The organism is Butyrivibrio sp. XB500-5 (genome assembly GCF_003625505.1).
In the GTDB taxonomy this organism is placed as follows: domain Bacteria; phylum Bacillota; class Clostridia; order Lachnospirales; family Lachnospiraceae; genus Butyrivibrio.
The window spans coordinates 76,901-97,531 of sequence record NZ_RAIS01000006.1; the positions used below are offsets into that span (position 1 = coordinate 76,901).

Sequence of the window (20,631 nt, forward strand, 5' to 3'; positions counted from 1 at the left end):
TTTTATTTTTTTAAATCGGTTTTTGGCCAAAAAATTATCCGCTCCTTTAATCATAAAAGAGCGGATAATTTAATAGTATAATATGACGGGAGTGCCTACTTCCGCGACATTCCACAATTGTTCGACTGATTCCAAAGGACAATTTATGCATCCGTGAGATCCGTTTCTTTTGAAAGTATCTCCTCCGAATTCTTCCTGAGTTCTCCATGTTGCGTCATGAATTCCGACGCCTTTATTAACTCCGAGCCAATAATTTACATAAGAAACATAATCGGTTCCTCTAAGATAAGTGTGATATCTTTTATTATAGACATTAAAAAGTCCTGCCGGCGTTCCTCTTCCTCTGTTGATATTTCCGGTAACCACAGGCATCTGCATATTAAGCTCACCGTTTACGTAATAAGAAAGAAGCTGCTCGCTCATATTTACTTCTATATAAGTATCACCGAGCTCACTCGCCGCATCATAAGAGACAACAGAATCATAATAAGAAAGGGGTCTGCTCTCTTCAGCAGAGATATCGCCGGAAACATACTTATCAATGAGATAGTTAAACTCTCCGTTCACATCATAGAGACTTCCGTCACCTTTACTTCCCTTTTTGACCAAAATGCTTCCTTCATGAGTCTGTCTGTATCTCTCGATCAAGCTCTTTGTGCTGTGCGACCTTGCGATATTGTTCAAAGTATCATATATTTTCTTTTCACTAAGGATTGGACTTCCATTTACATCACATACAAAACCGTTCAGTGTATACATCTCTTCTTCCGAAGGGAATGTTCTAACGGCTCTGTCTATGATAAACAATCCGCTTGCAGGGTCCGTAGACGATGTTTCCTGATTCAAATATTCATCAACCTCATCAGCCGTCACAAACCAATCAGATGCAACCGACGGGCCGAAGCTTATCAGCTCACCTCCGATATCATAAGTGATACCGCAGGTCTGGAGCTCTTTTACCTTATCAAAAAGATCTATCGTAGCCCTCTGCTGTTCTGTAGCCTCAACCTCCGTATAGCAGCCTTCCGTAGCTCCGAGATCGGCTGTATCTTCAAGATGAAGCATACAATGATATACGGTATTTACTATCTTTTCTTTATTGGGAACATCGGTTATACCGTTTATAAGAATATAACCGTTATCGCCCTTTTCTATATAGACATCATTACTTCCTATATCAGAAAAGATCTCCCAATCATTTACAAAACCAAGAAGCTTATCTTCATTAAGAGATACTCTCGGTTCAACTTTTACAATGAGATTTTGAAAAAGATTATAGCCCCAGAGAAAAGAATTCCGTAACTCAATAAAAGAATCAAGTGATTCGGTATAATCCGCATTAAAATCTACGGATTCCGCACTTATATAAAGCTCGGCTCCTCCGGCGTCAATTACATTGACGCCTTCGTATCCGTGCTTAGCAAGAAGTTCTTTATTTACTGTTTCAACACTCTTTCCTGTACAATAAACACCGTTTATCCAACAGCAGCAAGGAAAACCTTCACTGTAATAAAACGCAAGTGCTATGTACAAAGCTATAATGGCCGCCAGGTTTAACCAAAGCACAAGCCATATCCGCTTAAATTTTCTCTTCATCTTTTTTCCCCAACTTAAATGAAGTATTTATAAAGATTATTTTTTCTTCGCAAGATCCTTGGCATCGAAAGCTTCACTGATAGAAGCGCCCGCGGGAACCATAGGGAACACCTTGTCGTCCTCTTCTATAACGCAATCGATCACTACAGGAACTTTTGAATTTAACGCTTTCTTCAAAGCATCTTCAACTTCAGACTTTTTGGTAATCCTGATCGCTTTGCAGCCAAGTGCCTCTGCAACCTTACAATAATCAACCTTATCGGAAAATACAGTCTGTGAGTAGTGCTTTTCATAAAAAAGAGTCTGCCACTGTCTTACCATTCCGAGAACGCTGTTGTTGATAATGATCTCAACGATAGGAATACCGTATCCGGAAGCGGTAGCAAGCTCGTTCATATTCATTCTAAAGCAGCCGTCGCCTGTGATATTTACACAAACCTTATCAGGCATGCCGACTTTGGCTCCGATACAAGCTCCGAGTCCGTATCCCATAGTACCAAGGCCTCCCGATGTAAGGAAGGTTCTGGGATTTCTGAATTTATAATACTGAGCTGTCCACATCTGATGCTGACCTACATCGGTCGAGATAATGGCATCACCCTTGGTAAGCTTATCTAATGTTTCGATGATATAAGGGCATGTGAGCTTATCCTTCTCATAGCTAAGAGGAAACTGCTTCTTATAATCATCAATCTTGGCAACCCAATCGGAATGATCCATCTTGGGAAGTACTTTATTGATATCAGAAAGAACTTCCTTAAGATCTCCGACTATAGAATAATTGGTCCTGATATTCTTGTTGATCTCTGCAGCGTCTACATCAATCTGAAGGATCTTTGCTTTTGAAGCAAATGTCTTGGCGTTACCTGTAACTCTGTCAGAGAATCTGGCTCCGAGAGTAACGAGAAGGTCGCACTCACTTACACCGAAATTGGCAGCCTTTGTTCCGTGCATACCGATCATTCCGGCATAAAGCTTATCTGTTCCGTCAAAAGCGCCTTTTCCCATAAGTGTGTCGCAAACAGGTGCATTGAATTTGGAAACAAACTCTGCAAGCTCTTTGGAAGCACCTGAAATAACGGCTCCGCCACCTACATAAATAAAAGGACGCTTTGAAGCCTTGAGCATCTTAAGAACAGCATTTATGTTTTCATCTGTATAAGATTTCTTAGGCTCTTCTTTTTTATCATTTTTAAGAGGCTTAAAGTCACAGGTCTTGGCTGTTACATCCTTGGTGATATCAACAAGAACCGGACCGGGACGACCTGAAGTAGCGATCTTAAATGCCTTTCTCATAGTGGAAGCAAGCTCTTTAATGTCTTTTACAATATAGCCATGCTTGGTGATAGGCATCGTGATTCCTGCAATATCAGCCTCCTGGAAAGTATCTTTTCCAAGAAGAGGCAGATTAACGTTACATGTAACCGCAACCATGGGAACAGAATCCATATATGCGGTAGCGATTCCGGTTACAAGATTGGTAGCACCGGGTCCGCTTGTCGCAAAACAAACGCCAACCTTACCCGTAGCTCTTGCATAACCGTCGGCAGCATGTGCCGCGCCCTGCTCATGTGAAGTTCTGATATGCAAAAAATCATTCTGCTGTTTGTACAGCTCATCGTAAATATTGAGAATACTTCCGCCGGGATAACCGAAAACGGTATCCACGCCCTGTTCTTTCAAACATTCCAAAACGATCTGTGAACCAGTAAGTTGCATTTCTTATATACCATCCTATTTATATATAATTATTTTGAAGTACCGGGAATCTCAAGGATTGCTCCTCTGTTTCCGCTGGTAACAAGCTCTCTGTATCTTGCAAGATAGCCTGTAGTGATCTTGGGCTCTCTGGGCTGCCATTTCTCTCTTCTCTTTGCGAGCTCTTCATCGGATACCTTAACATTAAGTGCATTGTTAGGAATATCGATGCTGATTATATCACCTTCTTCGATAAGAGCAATAGGTCCGCCGACTGCAGCTTCGGGAGAAACGTGTCCGATAGAAGCTCCGCGGCTGGCTCCTGAGAATCTTCCGTCAGTGATAAGAGCTACGCTTGAGCCAAGTCCTCTACCTGCGATCGCAGATGTGGGATTGAGCATCTCTCTCATTCCGGGGCCTCCCTTAGGTCCTTCATATCTGATAACCACAACGTCTCCTGCAACGATCTTACCTGTAAGGATAGCTTCGATAGCATCCTCCTCGCAGTCAAATACTCTGGCAGGTCCCTCGTGAACAAGCATCTCTGGAACAACGGCAGACTTCTTAACAACACCTGTATCGGGAGCAATATTTCCCTTAAGTACGGCAATTCCGCCTGACTCCATATAAGGATTCTCAATAGGCCTGATAACTTCGGGATTGAGATTCTTAACACCTTCAAGGTTCTCTTTCAAGGTCTTACCTGTAACCGTAAGAACATCAAGATTTAGAAGATTCTTCTTAACAAGCTCTGACATAACGGCAAGAACACCGCCTGCCTCGTTGAGATCCTCCATGTATGTGGCACCGGCGGGTGCAAGGTGACAAAGATTGGGAGTTCTGCTTGATACATCATTGGCAACTTCCATGTTGATATCAACACCTGCTTCATGAGCAATAGCCGGAAGATGCAGCATTGTATTTGTAGAGCATCCAAGAGCCATATCCATAGCCATAGCATTCATAAATGCTTCTTTTGTCATGATGTCTCTGGGACGAATGTTGTTCTTAATAAGGTTCATTACAGCGTAACCTGCGTGCTTAGCAAGACGGATACGTGCTGAATATACGGCGGGAATTGTTCCGTTTCCGGGAAGTCCCATACCGATCGCCTCTGTAAGACAGTTCATAGAATTGGCTGTGTACATACCTGAGCAAGATCCGCATGTGGGACAAGCCTTCTCTTCATACTCGCAGAGCTTTTCGTTTGTCATCTTACCTGCTGAGACACTTCCAACCGCTTCAAACATAGAAGAAAGTGATGTCTTATGACCGTCAACTCTTCCGGCCATCATAGGTCCGCCCGAAACGAATACTGTAGGGATATTTACTCTTGCAGCTGCCATAAGAAGTCCGGGAACGTTCTTGTCACAGTTGGGAATGCATACCATTCCGTCAAAAGCATGTGCTGTAGCAAGACATTCCGTACTGTCAGCGATAAGATCTCTTGTAACAAGTGAATACTTCATTCCGATATGTCCCATGGCAATACCGTCGCAGACAGCGATAGCGGGAACAACGACAGGCATTCCACCGGCTTCCGCAATCGCAAGCTTAACAGCCTCAGTGATCTTATCAAGATTCATATGACCGGGAACAATCTCGTTGTATGAACTAACAATACCGATAAGCGGTCTTTTTCTTTCTTCCTCGGTAAATCCGAGAGCATTAAACAAGCTTCTGTGAGGAGCCTGCTGTAAACCTTCCATAACTCTGTCACTATTCATAGCCATAACATTTCTCCTTTTTCTCACTTGATATATAGAATAAAATTCTCATTTTCATATAAAACATGAAGTGTATTCAGATAATCCCAATCAATGGTCTCATATGTCTGATAGAATTTCCAAAAATCATCACCGCTGTATCCGGGAGTCATCATATTCTTATCAAGAATAACACAATCCGAATCAGTAACATCCATCTTATTGCAATTTATGTCCCATCCAAACTTAAGAAGATACTGCTGATCACAGTCAAGCACCGCCATATTGTCTCTGATCGGAACATCGGCAATATACAGAATGTTGAACACTTCATTCTCTCGTCCGCCCAGCTGCATGCTGTACGAAGGACTAAAGAATCTGCAGATAAACACAAGCAGCATGAACGCCATCGGAAGATAGACGCCAAGTCCGCCGTACCACTTTCCGCTTTTTTCAATGCTCTCATTTTCGAGATGTAAAGAAGCATCCCAGTTTCCGGCCATTTTCTTTTTGTTGTAAAGTCTTACCGTCACATTGATAAGCCTCTCCATTACAGTGCAAATGCATAAGGCAAAAATAAAACCGCTGTAGCTGAACACCCTAAGATAAGGCAATTTACGCTGAAGGATCAATACGATCGCTATAAAAAGCACATTTACTATAACAACAAGGTTTATGACCGTTCTACTGTATTCAAAATGCTTGAAACACTCATAAAAAAGACATCCCAAGCTTATGATAACAAAAATCAGAAGTACTGCTCCGCCTCTCGGTATCATGTATTCAAAAAGACTTATGATCCAGCCCGGGTATCTGGCCTTAAACTCTGCGGCACTGACACTCTGAATATAAGGCTGCGAAAGCATGTAATTAATTCCCGTTCCGGCCGCTTTAAACGGAGCATGAAGGAGCACACTTACGTGTGACATTCCATAGAATCCGGAATCTTCGGTTTTCACCAAAAGGTTGGAACCGATAGCGAGCCAAATAATAAGATATAAAAAGAATGTGATGGCCGCCGCTACTATTCCCGAAATAACCAAGGAACGCAGCTTCTTATAATAAATATTATCCCCTATCTTGGTGTAAACGCTCTTACTTCTGTATGCATTGATAACAAGAAAAAGAACTGCCGACAAACCGACCGGGATAACCCAGTAAATGCTGCTGGGAACGGTATATAAACCGAGCACAAGCGCAATGGTAAGCTTGGCATAAGGGAACGTATCATCCTCACCGATTCTGCAAATGTCTCCGATAACATAGATTGCTATCAAAAAACATGTTGTCGCAAGCGTATATCCTCTTCCCTGAACACTGTACTCATTAACAATCTGCATTGCACTGTATAAGCACACCGCACCAAGCGGAAGTCCGTGAGCGTAGTATCTTTTACATATCCTGTAGACAAGAATAAGGTTTGAAACCGCGCAGATATAAGAAATACCGCGAAGTCCGATATACGGATTGCCGAAAACATTGAGTATCGCAGACAAAACCGAATATCCTACGTGGTTATTCGGAAGCGGCCAATGAATTGCTGAATATACCGGTCCTTTACTTATAAAAGTATAAAAAGTATAAAGCTCATCATACTGAGGAGTAATCGCAAACATACGCCACAGATAATAGACGGCCATACCGATTATAAACAAGGTTACACCGATTGTCTCAGGTTCATGCGGTAACAGGTCATATATTCTTTTTTCACTCTTTGCTACAAATGATTCGTTCAGCAATAAGGTCTCCCATCCGGCTACATCCGACAAGTGTAAACTTATCTTCTTCACCCTTAGGTAAAAGATCTACAGTCCTAAAACCGTCCTCAAGTACTTTCTCAACTGCCTTTTCAATGGCATCAGCCTCTTTATCGAGGTTGAATGAATATCTGAGCATCATTGCAGCCGACAAAACCGTTGCAATGGGATTGGCGATATCTTTTCCCGCAATATCGGGAGCACTGCCGTGGCTGGGCTCATAAAGTCCAAAGCTTGTATCATTTAAGGATGCGCTTGAGAGCATTCCGATAGATCCTGTGATCATGCTGGCTTCATCGGAGAGAATATCTCCGAACATATTCTCTGTAAGAACAACGTCAAACTGAGCAGGGTTCTTAACAAGCTGCATTGCGCAGTTATCTACGAGCATATGCTCTAAAGTCACATCGGGATAATCCTTTTTAACTTCCTCGACTACTTTTCTCCAAAGTCTTGAAGAATCAAGAACGTTGGCCTTATCTACACTGATAACGCTCTTTCTGCGCTTTCTTGCAACATCAAAAGCTCTGATCGCTATTCTTCTGATCTCACTCTCTTTGTATGTAAGTGTATCTGTTGCGACCATCTCTCCGTCTTTAAGCTCTGTGCTGCGTTCTCCGAAGTAAAGGCCACCCGTAAGCTCTCTCATAATGAGCATGTCAAAGCCCTCTTCCGCAACGGCTTCCTTCAAAGGACAAGCGTCCTTAAGCTGAGGATAAAGATATGCAGGTCTTAAATTGGCAAAAAGATTAAGTGCCTTGCGAAGTTTAAGAAGTCCTGCCTCGGGACGAAGCTGTGGTTCAAGCTTATACCAAGGAGATGTTGAAGTGTTTCCTCCGATCGATCCCATAAGAACCGCGTCGGCAGCCTTGGCATCGGCAATTGCCTCATCTGTAAGAGGAACTCCGTGTACATCTATTGAGCATCCGCCCATCAAAATATCTTTGTATTCAATCTCATGACCAAAGTTCTCACAAACTTTATCGAGAACCTTCTTGGCCTCTGTAACGATCTCGGGTCCAATTCCGTCACCCGGGATGCAAGTAATGTTCATTTTCATAATGACTCCCTTGATGCTTTAGTAAGTTAATTTAATAAATTTCTATTATAGAACAAATGCCTGATTGGCATGCCAATCAGGCTTTAAGAATTCTAAAGTGATTACTTTTTCTTGGAATCCTTGGCATCCTTGCTGTCTGCCTTAACGGTTGCATCCTCAGGCTTCTCAACCTCAACGATTGCATCCTTTACCATGGGTATACGGCAATTCTTATTGTTACCGAACTCAACGATAACCATATCATCATTGATATCAATAACTGTACCGATGAATCCGCCTGTTGTTCTAACACTGTCACCGATATCAAGAGAAGCAAGTACCTGTGCCTTCTGCTTCTGATCTTTTCTTCCGGGACGGATCATCAAAAAGTAAATAGCTACCATGAATACCGCATATATAGCCAATGTTCCGTAAATAGGAGTGCCGGCTCCGGCTTCCTGAGCTGTTAAAAATAATACCATAACATCCTCCAACTATTAGTTAGTTTAATATACACCAATAAATAATACTAAAAAGAAAAGCTAAATTCAACCTTTTCTCCAATTAACGGCGATGTTGTATTTACTTTTTGATTCAGCGCCGTCAAATTCCTGCATTCCTTCGATCATCTGCTTCTTAAAGGACGAATACTCTCCCTTTTCAATGGCATTTCTAATATCAACCATAAGATGATTGTAAAAATAGAGATTATGAAGAACACAAAGTCTCATTCCAAGCATCTCTCCGGCCTTAAGAAGATGTCTTATATAGGCCTTGGAATATCTCGTACATGCTGGACACTTACATCCTTCTTCAATCGGTGTGTCATCATATTCATATCTTGCATTTAAGATATTGATATGGCCTCTCTTTGTATAAAGATGGCCGTGACGACCGTTTCTGCTTGGATAAACACAGTCAAAAAAGTCTATTCCTCTGTCTACCGCTTCAAGAATATTGGCCGGTGTTCCGACACCCATCAGATATGTGGGTTTGTTTTCCGGTAGATAAGGAACCGTAGTTTCAAGAACATGATACATTTCTTCATGGCTCTCACCTACAGCAAGTCCGCCGACAGCATAACCGTCAAGATCCATCTCGCTGATCCTCTTGGCGTGTTCAATTCTTATGTCATCAAAGATTGCTCCCTGATTTATACCGAAAAGCATCTGATTCGGATTGACCGTGTAAGGAAGGCTGTTTAATCTGTCCATCTCTTTTTTGCAACGCTCAAGCCATCTTGTTGTCCTGTCTACAGACATCTGAACATAATCATGCTCAGCCTTGGCGGAAGGACATTCATCAAAAGCCATCGCGATCGTGGAACCAAGGTGCGACTGTATTCTCATACTCTCCTCAGGACCCATAAAGAGCTTATGTCCGTCAATGTGCGAATGGAAATAAACGCCTTCTTCCTTGATTCTTCTTGTCTTTGCAAGAGAAAAGACCTGGAATCCGCCCGAATCAGTAAGAATAGGCTTATCGCACGACATAAACTTGTGGAGCCCGCCCATTCTGTAGATCAGATCATCTCCCGGTCTTAAATGCAGGTGGTAGGTGTTGGACAAAACCACCTGAGTATCTATACCTTCAAGATCATAAGTGGAAACACCGCCCTTTATTGCCGCAACCGTTGCAACGTTCATAAACACGGGAGTCTGAATCACTCCGTGTACGGTAGTAAATTCAGCTCTCTTGGCGTTTCCGTCTTTTTTAATTATTTTGTACATATATATCCTCTACTTAACGTATGTATTCCAGAATTCCTCCAGGCAGATATCATTTTCGTAGATAATCGTTGCTGCGTCAACCCCCACATATCTAAAATGCCAGGGTTCGTACTCAATACTTGTAATTTTCTCTTTTCCCTCGGGATATCTTAATATGAATCCATACTTGTAACTGTTGTCGTGAAGCCACTTTCCGGCCGGTGTATTGCCAAATCCCTCATCGAGGTTGGAATAATTGTCACTGATAATATCAATCGCAAGTCCGATCTGGTGCTCTGAAGATCCCGGAACCGTAACAGCCTGAGACGCAAGGTTATAAGCTTCCATATAAGACATTCCGCCATCCATGTATCTGTCAATCTTGTTGTCAAAAAGCATTGTCTGTCTGTCACGATCTCTGTAAGGAGAACAGATAATAAGACTAACACCATCGGCGCTTGCCGCTCTCATCATATCAAGGAGCGGTGAGATGATCCTCTCATCGCACTTCATGCTTCCGCTGATAACTCCAAGAGGAAACTCATAATTCTCGGGTATCGGGTGCTGTTTGTTGACAAGAATGATATTCCATTCGCTGCTGTCAAAAACCTTACCTGTTTCCGTAAACTGTGAAAAATACTCTGTCACAGGATCTGCTTTTTCAGAGTTAGACTCTACATCATCGGCAGTATTTTCTATTGATGTATCATCGGAATCGCCGGCAGACTCCAAGATCTGAGAAAGTGATGCCTGCTTTTCGGGATTCATGTGTTCAGCCTCGGCAACGTCGGGATTGACGCTGTCCATAGCTTCTTCGATAAGAGTCTTGTCAACATCATTTACAACAGCAAGCTCAGCATCTGATTCCGCAACTTCCGTCTCGGACAGACTTATAGAATCATCGGCCGAATAATCCTCTATACTCATATCTGTAGCAAAACTGATGTTAAGGGACATAGCAGGATAAGAAAAGCTGCTGCTGAAGACAAAGAACAGTAAGATACACGCAAGACAAATATGCCTCTTTGCATTTCTGTAAAAACAAAACAGAATATTGTAAACAGTTATCGCAAATAACGCATAAGCGATGCCTAAAAAGGACAAAGCCTTATGCTTCCTGTTAAATTTACTAACGGCTGAAACCACCTTATTCTTAAAGGTGAGCTTCATCTGTAGATTACTAGCGTTCATATCGGAAATCCCCTCATATTTCGATATTATGCCTTAATCAAAGTCTTTATATATTATATAACATTTTTGTACCGTTTTCATCTTTTTTTACATTTTTTGCCCTAGGTAATGTATTATGATATAGAAAGACAACTAATACTGGAAATGAGGAACTAAAATGTCAGGTTCAATTCTCGGAAACAATATCAAAATATCAACATGGGGAGAATCTCACGGAGCCGCTCTGGGAGTGGTTATAGACGGTTTCCCTGCAGGCATGGAGCTGTGCGAAGAAGACGTTCAGAAGCTCCTTGACAGAAGAAAGCCCGGAACAAGCGCCGCTACAACTTCAAGAAAAGAGGATGACAAGGTAAGGATCTTATCCGGAATATTCGAAGGTAAGACAACCGGAACCCCCATCTCAATGCTTGTTGAGAATACTTCTCAGCGCTCTGGGGATTACAGTGAGATTGCAAGCTACTATCGCCCCGGTCATGCCGATTATCCTTTTGATATGAAATATGGCTTTAGAGATTACAGAGGAGGCGGAAGATCTTCGGGAAGAGAAACAATCGGCAGAGTTGCCGCAGGAGCTCTTTGCAAAAAGCTTCTTTCGCAAATGGGCATCGATGTATGCGCATATACACGTTCTATCGGAGATGTCGAGATTGACGATTCCAAGTTTGATAAGGACGCGATCTTCTCGACTCCCACTTCAATGCCTGACAGAGATGCAGATATAAAAGCAATGGAACTTATTGCGGCTAAACGCGCCGAATGTGACTCTATAGGCGGTGTCATAGAATGTAAGATAACGGGAGTTCCCGCAGGAATCGGAGAACCTGTTTTTGATAAACTTGATGCTCTTCTATCAAGAGCCGTTATGAGTGTAGGTGCCGTTAAAGCAATCGAGATTGGTGATGGCACCAATGTTTCAAAATATACCGGATCTGAAAACAACGATGAATTTATTATGGAAGAAGGCTCAGTAGCCAAAGCTACCAACCACTCAGGCGGAATACTCGGAGGAATGTCCGATGGCTCTTCCATCATGTTAAGAGCCCATGTAAAGCCGACTCCCAGCATCGCTGCTTCTCAGAATACCGTAAACAAAAACGGTGAAAATATCGAGATCAATATCAAAGGCCGTCACGACCCCGTTGTAGTTCCGAGAGCGGTTGTCGTTGTTGAGAGCATGTGCGCCATCACACTTTTGGACCTCATGATATCCAATATGTATGCAAAGGCAGAAAATGTCATAAACTTCTACAAGAAATAAAGAATATATTCCGATATAACAAAAAATCAAATAATATAAGCCGCAGGTTCTGAAAACTCAGATTCCTGCGGCTTTAATATTTTTTATTTTGATCAATCCTCAAGCTGATGGAATACGATACAGTTAGGTCTGGGTATCGGAAGCTCAGGTCCGTTCATAACGATCGTTCCCGCCTTCATATCAACATGGAAGAAAGTCATTGAATCAGACTCGTGGTTGAGTGATACCAAATGCTTGTTATCGGGGAAAAGAGCTGCATCCTTGGGATACTCTCCCGCAACAGGAAGCTGGATAAGCTTCGTAAGAAGTCCCGTATCCTTATCAACCTTAAATACGATCACGTTGTTCTCTCCTGCTGTTGAGCTTACAAGGTAATTGTAGTCCTCAGAGAAAGTAAGCGCGCTGCTTGCCACGCCGAGTGAATCGGATTCATCGGAACATGAAACGGACTGAACCTTGTTAAAATCGGGATCGCCGTTGTTATCTACATACTCATAAACTTCGATCGCGCACTTCTGCTCAAGACAAACATACAAGAATTTTCCATCCTTGGAAAACTGCATATGTCTGGGTGATGATTCCTGATCGCAGTGAATAACGTCAACTTCCTTGATCTTACCTGTCTCAAGATCTAGCTTATAAACATTAACTCTGTCCATACCAAGATCTGCCGCAAGAAGATACTGATTGTCCTTGGACACCTTGATACACTGAACATGAGGAACATGGTTTCTGCCCGCAGCTGTACCAAGTCCCTTATGGTATCTCTCATCTGTTATCTCGCCAATGCTTCCGTCCTTATTAAGCTTAAGGATTGTAACCTTACCGTCGTGATAACCTGCGGTGATAAGATAATTATCCTGCTGATCCATATTAACATAGCATCCGCGCATACCGTTGATAGAAGCCTCGTTAAGGAACTTAAGACTTCCGTCCTTCTCAATATGATAAGCCTCAACACCTTCGTCGGTGATCGAGTACAATGTCTTTTTGTTATGTGCGATTCCTATATAAGAAGAATTGGTGATCTCAACCTTCTGTTTCTCGGTGAGTCTGCCTTTCTTAAGATCTACATCATAAATTCTGATTCCGTAATCAGAACCAAGTCCGGATGTGTAGCTTGAAACGTAAGCAACATACTTTTTATTACCAGCCATTGTTAATATATGCCTCCCTAAAGCGATTTGTAAAAGCTTTGTCTTCTTCATATTTTAGCACAGATAAAGAAAAGTGGGAACAAAAATACACCCCGGCTCGTCATAAAGTCAGGGTGTATATGGCTTTTAATCTATAGATATTTGATATTAAGGTCATTTCCGACGGCTGTAACAAGCGCATCAGCTCCCATTATCACGGGAAGCATGGGATTGACATGTCCTATATCGGCATCCATTATTATCGGAGCTCCGATAGGCGCAAGTATATCTGTAACAGCATTAAATCTGTCTACTCCCATCATGTCGCCGTCAAAGAAGTTTCCGGGGCGACCTATTATAAAGCCGGCAGCACCGTCAAACCATCCCGCTTCTCTGAGATTCCAAAGACTCCTTCTGTAACTCATCGGATTCATTTCACACTTTTCAAGAACCCATATAATATCTTTATTTTCTTTCTTAAACTCTTTTACCCTGTCAAATCTTGTACCGACAAGGTTTTCAAGGACTTCAAGGCAGCCGCCCAATAGAATTCCGGAGGCACTTACCTTATCGCCGGAAGATAGCTTAACAACCTTTCCTCCGTCACATGAAAAAGAAGTCAGAACCTTCTTTTCATTTAATTCAAATCTATACTCGCGCAAAACTTTTAAGATCTCTTCTCTCGGCTTTGAAAAAAGATCCTGTTCAGGCTCCGTATCGTCTAAAGCTTCCGCTTCACATTCATCTGTCTTCTCAGGCTCTTTTACAAAGCTGTCATAGCCCTTAAATTCGTTCTTAGTTCCTTCCAAAAGAGCAAACGCATCCTCTTCCGTAGCTTCAAAGACCTTACCATAGCCCGAAATACAAGGTCCGTAAATTCCCTGAACGCCTGTAATGGTCACAAGAGGAAAAATAAAGTTGGTATTGTCTGAATAGCCTACAAACCACTTGGGCTTTGCACTTTTAAGCTCCTCAAAATCAACATAAGTTATTGTCTCATTCATGAGCTCGCCGCCGCCCGCAGAGATTATCGCGTCTATGTCGTCTCTTTTGTAAAACTCTGTAAGCTCCGCAGCCGCCACTTTGGGATCGGTGCTGATTCCGATTCCGTCACCGAGTCTGGCTGTCTTGCCTTCCAATATCTTATAGCCTCTTTTAGTAATATTCTCAATGGCAACATCTATTAGATAGCTGTACGGTTCTCGCGCACAACCAAAAGAAGGTGCGGTAATACCGATAACGGATCCCGGACCTATACTCTTTGGCCTTTTTATCATTCATTCTCCTTGTTATGCTTGTACATATCTGCAAGCTTGGAATATTTATTCCTGTATAGCCTGTTCATCCTGATGCAATCAAAGATAGACAGATAGTGACATTCTCCGTGTCGAAGCGCAGCCAGATGTGCAATACATCCCTTATCAAGAACGATCGAAGCATCCATGGCATCATCGTAAGTAACACCGAGGCAATATGCTCCGTCATTTAGAGCAAAAACGGCGTTTACATTCTTTTTGATGTTATGGTAATTCATTCCGTCTTTACCGTGCTCATTGCTGGGCACCTTGATACTGTATCCGATAAGCTGTGCAAAATCATATAAAAGAGGTCTCATATGTGTTGCCGTTCTCGATACGGTTACAACAGCCTCCGATTTATTGTGTATGATATATCTCACATCGGGACGTTTTGCATATATCTCTTTGTGAATATCCTTAACTCTGTTCGGAGTATCGTGAATATCATAGACTATATGTCCGTTTTCAAGATGACTGCTATAGCCCTCTTCCACTCCATGCGTCATATCCGTCTTACATACATCGATAAGGAAGTTGTTGCAGGAAACCTCAAGCTTCTCGGCAACATAAATAGCTTCCTTCGAATCTCTTCCGATGCAGAGTGCGCCGTGATTGGCCATGATTATTCCCTGCGCATCACTGTATTTTTCAAGTGTGGCGCCGACATTTTGAGCAAGCTTGTCTGTCCATGGAAGCGCAAAAGGAGCGCAAGGAACAACAATATCCTCATCGTCAAAATATGTATATATCTTCTTCTGACCAAGTGCGCTGCAGCATGATGCGTACACCTGATGCGTGTGGACAATAAAGCCCGCATCCTTTCTTGCTTTATAAGCAGCCGCATGAACAGCCGTCTCGCTTGACGGTGCATAATCTCCCTTACAAGAAAGATCTGATATCTTAACCTCACAGATCATGTCGGATGTAAGATCTTCATATCTGATTCCCGTAGGTGTAATTAAAAAACTGTTATCATCAATTCTTTGGCTTATGTTTCCCCAGGTTCGAACGAGCAATCCGACTTCGTGGAGCTCGCGCGAAACTGCTATGATATGTTTCTTTGCTTCAAGTAACTCCATTTCGTTTTCTATCATCCCCTGATCTGTCCTTCTCCCACAATTTGATATTTGTATGATGTAAGCTCTTTAAGACCCATAGGTCCTCTCGCGTGAAGCTTCTGTGTGCTGATTCCGATCTCGGCACCGAATCCGAACTCAAAACCGTCCGTAAATCTGGTCGAAGCATTAACGTATACGCAAGCAGCATCGACTCTGTCAAGGAACTTCTGAGCCGTCTCTTTATCCTCTGTGATAATGGATTCGGAATGCCCTGTGTTGAATTTGTTGATATGAGCGATAGCTTCATCAACATCCTTAACCGTCTTAACAGAGATAATGTAATCAAGGTACTCTTTTCCAAAGTCCTCTTCAGTGGCGGGATTGGCTGAACTCATTACAGCCGCGCTGTCCTTGTCACCTCTTATCTCAACGTTATGCTCCTTCATAGCTTTCTCAAACTTAGGAAGGAATTCGTCCTTAACTGCCTCGTGAACAACCAATGATTCAGCGGCATTACATACACCGATCCTCTGAGTCTTGGCATTGATTATAATGGGAATGGCCTTATCAAGATCGGCAGCCTTATCAACATAGATGTGGCAATTACCGGTACCTGTCTCAATAACGGGTATAGTTGAATTCTCAACAACTGCTCTGATAAGTCCGGCACTTCCTCTGGGAATAAGAACATCAACATAACCGTTCATCTGCATGAACTGTGTAGTTACGCTTCTGTCCGTATCCTCTATGAGCTGGATCGCATCGGGATTGATTCCCTCATCTGTAAGAGCTTCTCTCATTGTATTGGCAATAGCGATATTTGAATTGATCGCATCGCTTCCGCCCTTTAAGATAACCGCATTTCCCGCTTTAAAAGTAAGCGCAAATGCATCGGCTGTTACATTGGGACGTGCCTCGTAGATTATTCCGATAACGCCCATAGGAACTCTTACTTTCTTTATCTTAAGTCCGTTAGGTCTTTCAAATTCCTCGGTGACCTCGCCCACGGGATCGGGAAGCTCGGCTACAACACGAAGTCCGTCAGCCATAGCCTTGATTCTCTTTTCATCAAGAAGGAGTCTGTCAAGAAGCCCCTGATACATTCCGTTCTTTTCACCGTTCTCGTAATCTTTCTTGTTGGCATTTATTATATCCTGCGCTTTTGCTTCAAGCTTATCCGCAACGGCAAGCAGTGCCTTGTTCTTTTTATCCGTGCAAAGATTCTGAACTTCGTACTTAACCTCTTTGGCACGTTTGCATATCTCAATAAGTTCCATTTAATACTCCCATCGTTTTTAATTCTTCAGATTCAAAAATCAAAATCTTCAATACATTATATCCGAAAATCACTCACAAATCACCTCATTTACAGGAATATCATGAATTTCGGGAATAATTTCATCCAAAATCTGAAAACTGTAAGCTATCGCAATTTTATAAGCTTCATTGTGATCGGCCAGGAATCTGTCGTAAAAACCGCCCTTGTAGCCAATCCTGTTACCCTTTTTATCAAAGGCAACTCCCGGAATTATCACAAGTGTGTTCGGCGAAGAAGTGTAGATCTCAGAATTTTCCGATATTTCAGGCTCTCTGATTCCAAAATAGCCTTCCGAAAGCTCCGAAGTATCATATATCCTTACAAACTTCATAAAGCCCAGATCCCTGTTCGTAACCTTTGGGCAAAAGACATTTTTCCCAAGGCTGAGCGCATCGAGAATGATCTCATCCGTCTTAACTTCAGTCAAAAATGAAGCATAAATAAGAATATTCTCTGCGTTTTTGTAGGCTTCGTTATTCACAAGCTTTTCAAAGATCGCTCTGCTCTTTACTTCAACTTCTTCCGAAGTCAGAATATCTCTTTTCTTTAGCAGTTCTTTCCTAATGTCGTCTTTACTTTTCATATACTCCCCTTCATAAAAAATATCAGTGAAAAGATATCACTTTATCATAATCATATCCGCGATCCGGTGTGTAATTTCTCTTTGTAAGAGTAAAATAGACAACACCGTGTTTTTTAACCTCAAAAGAAACTTCCGCGCCAATCTTACCTGCGACAACGGCACTTGAAACAAGCGGATTAGCGCCGCTCTTGATCATCTCGATCTCATCGCCCATAGGATATGCGGGCTCACCCATATCGTGCCAAAGCTTAAGCGGATTACATGTAGACTCATCAACAATCTTTTTTATCAGCGTGTACTCGGATGAAGGATCAAGGTCAAACGAATACTGCCTCTCTATATCCTCTTCATCTATGTTCCAAAGAATTCCGCTAAATCCTTTGTCATTTTTAACTATAACAGAATTATCATCCCTATATACACAATCACTTCCAAAAAGCTTAAGCTGCTTGTAGAAATAGAATGTCCAGAAAGTTGGCTTGGGGATATTACCCGCAGCGACCATTCCAAAACCTCCGTGGAAAAGAGAATCAGGAACACCCTGCTCTTCAAACACATCTCCGAAAGTCCAATACGAATATGCTTCGTTTACATCGCCGAGTCTTGAAAGCTGCCTTGCAAGGTAAGCCGCATTGATATTCGTATCATGAATAACACCCTTTGGAGTATAAGAAGTACTAAACTCCGTTAGATGAATCGGAAGACCTCTATACTCTTCAAAAGAATCAACTATATCGCGCGTAGACTTAAGATTGTCAAAACGCATCTCGCTGTCTTCCAATGTGGAATAATCATAATGCCCGATCCTCTCGGGGAAATCAACCGTATAATGATGTCTCGTTATCCTGTCGGGACGGATACCCTCTTTTTTACAAAGCTTTAAAAAGCCTTCTATCCACTCGGCATCCTTAACTCCGCAGATTGCGGGACCTCCGACCATAAAACGTGAATCAAACTTCTTTATCGCATAAAATGTCTCTTTAAAGAGCTTAAAATACTCATCCATATCGGCTTCGTACCAAAAGCCGGCAAGATTGGGCTCATTCCATACTTCTATGGGCCAAGTTGCAACTTCATCGCCATAGCGGTCCATAAGATGCTGCAAAAGAGCTATCACCATATCCGTCCACTTCTTGTAATCCTTGGGAGGTGTGGTGTTTCCTTTCCAGTAAAAGATAGTCTGAATTCCGCTCGCGAGCTGCTCCGGCATAAAGCCAAGCTCAAGGTACGGACGAATTCCCAGCTTTAAGTAGCTGTCAAAGATCCTGTCTATATACGTATAATTATATTCAACCTTTGTTTCTCCGTCTTCTTCATACTCATGATAGATGGAGACATCATCGGAAAACAGACCGTGTCCTCTTATAAAAGAAAAACCGATCATATCCTGAACATATTTAAGCTCTTTAAGATATTCCTCTGTAAGAGCCAGCCCTAAGCGTCCTGTTCCGACGCAGTAATCGACATTGTTGTTAAAGTTAACCTTGCCGGCAGAATCGATTTTGATCATGTCGCTCATATAAACTCCTTAATTCATTATACTTGCTGCTATAAGCTCAGCTGTCTTAATTCCGTCCATCGCAGCGGACATTATTCCGCCTGCATATCCCGCGCCCTCACCGCACGGATACAGACCTCTTATATTCGTAGACACACCGTCATCCCCCCTCGGTATCCTTACGGGTGACGATGTTCTTGACTCAATGCCCGAAACCAGCGCTCCGTCACTGTTGTATCCTTTTATCATCCTTCCGAACTTCTCCATTCCTTGTATGAAGTCCCTGTTAAGCTCATCGGGAAGTATCTTATGCACTTCCGCAAAAGAGTATTCACCCTTCATGCACGGCAGATTGGTTTTTTTATCAAGCTCTTTTATAAGCTCATTTTCAGGTACCGCTTTGGATGCATCTCCATTATTATTCTTGTCAAAAGAGCTGTCGTTACCGCTAACGGCCTTCTTAAAATCACCGTAGTACTCAACGGGAATCTTACCTTTTCCGATCTCAAAAGCCTTTTCTTCAAGTCTTCTTTGGAACTCAACTCCCGACAAAACATCATCACCGCCAAAATCTTTTGGTGAAACCGTCATGATTATCGCGGAATTGGCGTTGCGGGAATCCCTGGCACTGTAGCTCATTCCGTTAACTGCAAGCCTTCCTTTTTCGGAAGAAGCATTTACGACATAACCTCCGGGGCACATACAAAACGAATAAACCCCTCTGCCCTTATCCGTATTCATCACAAGCTTATATGGTGATGCCGGAAGCGACTTTGGATCTGCGACTCCATACTGTGATAAATTTATAATACTCTGCGGATGTTCTACTCTAAATCCCACAGCAAAAGGCTTGGGCTCTATATTTACCTTTTTATCCTTTAGCATGTAAAAGGTATCTCTCGCACTGTGTCCGATCGCAAGAACCGCGCATGAGCAGCTTATAATCTTATCCGCCACCTTAACGCCTGTAAGCTTACCTGTTTCATCAAGCATAAGCTCATCGACTTTAGAGTCAAACATAAACTCTCCGCCGCGTTCTTTGATCTTTTCCCTCATGCTCTTGATTACTCTGCACAAGATATCCGTACCGATATGAGGCTTTGCCTCGTACATGATATCGTCACTTGCACCGTGCTCTACAAATATCGACAGTGCTTTTCTTCCTCTGCCGTCCTTATCTTTTACCATGGTATTAAGCTTACCGTCGGAAAAAGTACCTGCACCGCCTTCACCAAATTGAACATTCGTATGCTCATCAAGCTCTTTTCCGCTCCAGAAGGCTTCCACTGCATGCAGCCTTTTATCAACATCGGAACCTCTCTCGATCACAAGAGGTTTGTATCCTGCCTCCGAAAGCATATATGCACAGAAAAGTCCTGCGGGACCTGCCCCGACAATAACTATCTTTCCATCTTTATCAATATGCTCCGAAACCTTTGTCTTGGCAGCTTTAGCCATTTCTTCGAAATTATATTTGGCTACCGAAACAACAGATATATTATTATCCTTACACTTTTTTACGATTCTTTCATAAGAGCCCGTTTTAACGGAAAGGTCTACCATGTAAACATCAAAGATATCGGGCTTTTTCCTGGCATCGATCGAATGCCTTATTATCTCAAGGCTTTCGATATCGCTCCTGTTTATCCGTAAAAGCTTAGAAGCCTTTTGATACAGCATATCAAAAAGCTCCTCCTTTGTTTTGCTTGTATTTAGATCATTATGAATTTTAATCTGATTGATTCGGATCATTTAAATTCCTCAATTAATTTATATTTAAGCCTCG

Annotated in this window: 16 protein-coding genes; 1 reads left to right on the forward strand and 15 read right to left on the reverse strand. The window is 42.4% G+C overall.

Annotated features, from left to right (window positions below; all coding sequences use genetic code 11):
* Nucleotides 1-69 precede the first annotated feature (69 nt).
* The 8 genes from D6856_RS11360 to D6856_RS11395 all read right to left on the reverse strand — a co-directional run bounded on the left by D6856_RS11360 (nt 70) and on the right by D6856_RS11395 (nt 10,696).
* Nucleotides 70-1,596: a L,D-transpeptidase gene (locus D6856_RS11360; RefSeq protein ID WP_120686976.1), complete on the reverse strand. Its 1,527-nt coding sequence runs from the start codon at nt 1,594-1,596 to the stop codon at nt 70-72.
* Nucleotides 1,597-1,632: 36 nt separating this feature from the next.
* Nucleotides 1,633-3,315 (reverse strand): biosynthetic-type acetolactate synthase large subunit, encoded by a 1,683-nt coding sequence (gene ilvB / locus D6856_RS11365; protein ID WP_092242870.1) that lies wholly within the window; start codon nt 3,313-3,315, stop codon nt 1,633-1,635.
* Nucleotides 3,316-3,344: 29 nt separating this feature from the next.
* Entirely contained in the window at nt 3,345-5,021 is a 1,677-nt protein-coding gene (ilvD, locus tag D6856_RS11370) for a dihydroxy-acid dehydratase (RefSeq protein ID WP_120687110.1), read from the reverse strand.
* Nucleotides 5,022-5,044: 23 nt separating this feature from the next.
* Nucleotides 5,045-6,739, reverse strand: coding sequence for a glycosyltransferase family 39 protein (locus D6856_RS11375; protein ID WP_120686977.1), 1,695 nt, complete (start codon nt 6,737-6,739; stop codon nt 5,045-5,047).
* The gene (gene leuB, locus D6856_RS11380; protein WP_092242877.1) at nt 6,708-7,817 is read right to left on the reverse strand and encodes a 3-isopropylmalate dehydrogenase; all 1,110 of its coding nucleotides are present in this window, start codon (nt 7,815-7,817) and stop codon (nt 6,708-6,710) included. The genes D6856_RS11375 and leuB overlap by 32 nt, the downstream gene beginning before the upstream one ends.
* 101 nt (nt 7,818-7,918) lie before the next feature.
* Nucleotides 7,919-8,278: a preprotein translocase subunit YajC gene (gene yajC / locus D6856_RS11385; RefSeq protein WP_092242880.1), complete on the reverse strand. Its 360-nt coding sequence runs from the start codon at nt 8,276-8,278 to the stop codon at nt 7,919-7,921.
* A gap of 66 nt (nt 8,279-8,344) precedes the next feature.
* Nucleotides 8,345-9,526: a tRNA guanosine(34) transglycosylase Tgt gene (gene tgt, locus D6856_RS11390; protein WP_120686978.1), complete on the reverse strand. Its 1,182-nt coding sequence runs from the start codon at nt 9,524-9,526 to the stop codon at nt 8,345-8,347.
* A 9-nt stretch (nt 9,527-9,535) separates the two neighbouring features.
* Nucleotides 9,536-10,696, reverse strand: a complete 1,161-nt coding sequence (locus D6856_RS11395; RefSeq protein WP_120686979.1) for a M15 family metallopeptidase — start codon at nt 10,694-10,696, stop codon at nt 9,536-9,538.
* A gap of 157 nt (nt 10,697-10,853) precedes the next feature.
* On the opposite strand from D6856_RS11395, the gene aroC reads away from it, so the two are divergent.
* Nucleotides 10,854-11,954, forward strand: coding sequence for a chorismate synthase (gene aroC / locus D6856_RS11400; RefSeq protein ID WP_120686980.1), 1,101 nt, complete (start codon nt 10,854-10,856; stop codon nt 11,952-11,954).
* A 92-nt stretch (nt 11,955-12,046) separates the two neighbouring features.
* On the opposite strand, the gene D6856_RS11405 is transcribed toward aroC, so the two are convergent.
* From D6856_RS11405 to D6856_RS11435, 7 genes are all read right to left on the reverse strand, one after another.
* On the reverse strand, nt 12,047-13,111 hold the full coding sequence (locus D6856_RS11405) for a lactonase family protein (protein ID WP_120686981.1): 1,065 nt from the start codon (nt 13,109-13,111) through the stop codon (nt 12,047-12,049).
* Nucleotides 13,112-13,242: 131 nt separating this feature from the next.
* On the reverse strand, nt 13,243-14,367 hold the full coding sequence (locus D6856_RS11410) for a S66 family peptidase (RefSeq protein WP_120686982.1): 1,125 nt from the start codon (nt 14,365-14,367) through the stop codon (nt 13,243-13,245).
* Nucleotides 14,364-15,482: a class II aldolase/adducin family protein gene (locus tag D6856_RS11415; RefSeq protein WP_120686983.1), complete on the reverse strand. Its 1,119-nt coding sequence runs from the start codon at nt 15,480-15,482 to the stop codon at nt 14,364-14,366. Before D6856_RS11415 ends, D6856_RS11410 begins: the two co-directional genes overlap by 4 nt.
* Nucleotides 15,479-16,723, reverse strand: coding sequence for a glutamate-5-semialdehyde dehydrogenase (locus D6856_RS11420; protein ID WP_120686984.1), 1,245 nt, complete (start codon nt 16,721-16,723; stop codon nt 15,479-15,481). Before D6856_RS11420 ends, D6856_RS11415 begins: the two co-directional genes overlap by 4 nt.
* A gap of 69 nt (nt 16,724-16,792) precedes the next feature.
* Nucleotides 16,793-17,347, reverse strand: coding sequence for a 5-formyltetrahydrofolate cyclo-ligase (locus D6856_RS11425; protein ID WP_120686985.1), 555 nt, complete (start codon nt 17,345-17,347; stop codon nt 16,793-16,795).
* A 22-nt stretch (nt 17,348-17,369) separates the two neighbouring features.
* A complete protein-coding gene (locus D6856_RS11430) occupies nt 17,370-18,866 on the reverse strand; it encodes a GH39 family glycosyl hydrolase (protein ID WP_120686986.1) in 1,497 nt (498 codons plus the stop codon).
* 9 nt (nt 18,867-18,875) lie between these two features.
* The gene (locus tag D6856_RS11435) at nt 18,876-20,525 is read right to left on the reverse strand and encodes an NAD(P)/FAD-dependent oxidoreductase (RefSeq protein ID WP_330544344.1); all 1,650 of its coding nucleotides are present in this window, start codon (nt 20,523-20,525) and stop codon (nt 18,876-18,878) included.
* Nucleotides 20,526-20,631 lie beyond the last annotated feature (106 nt).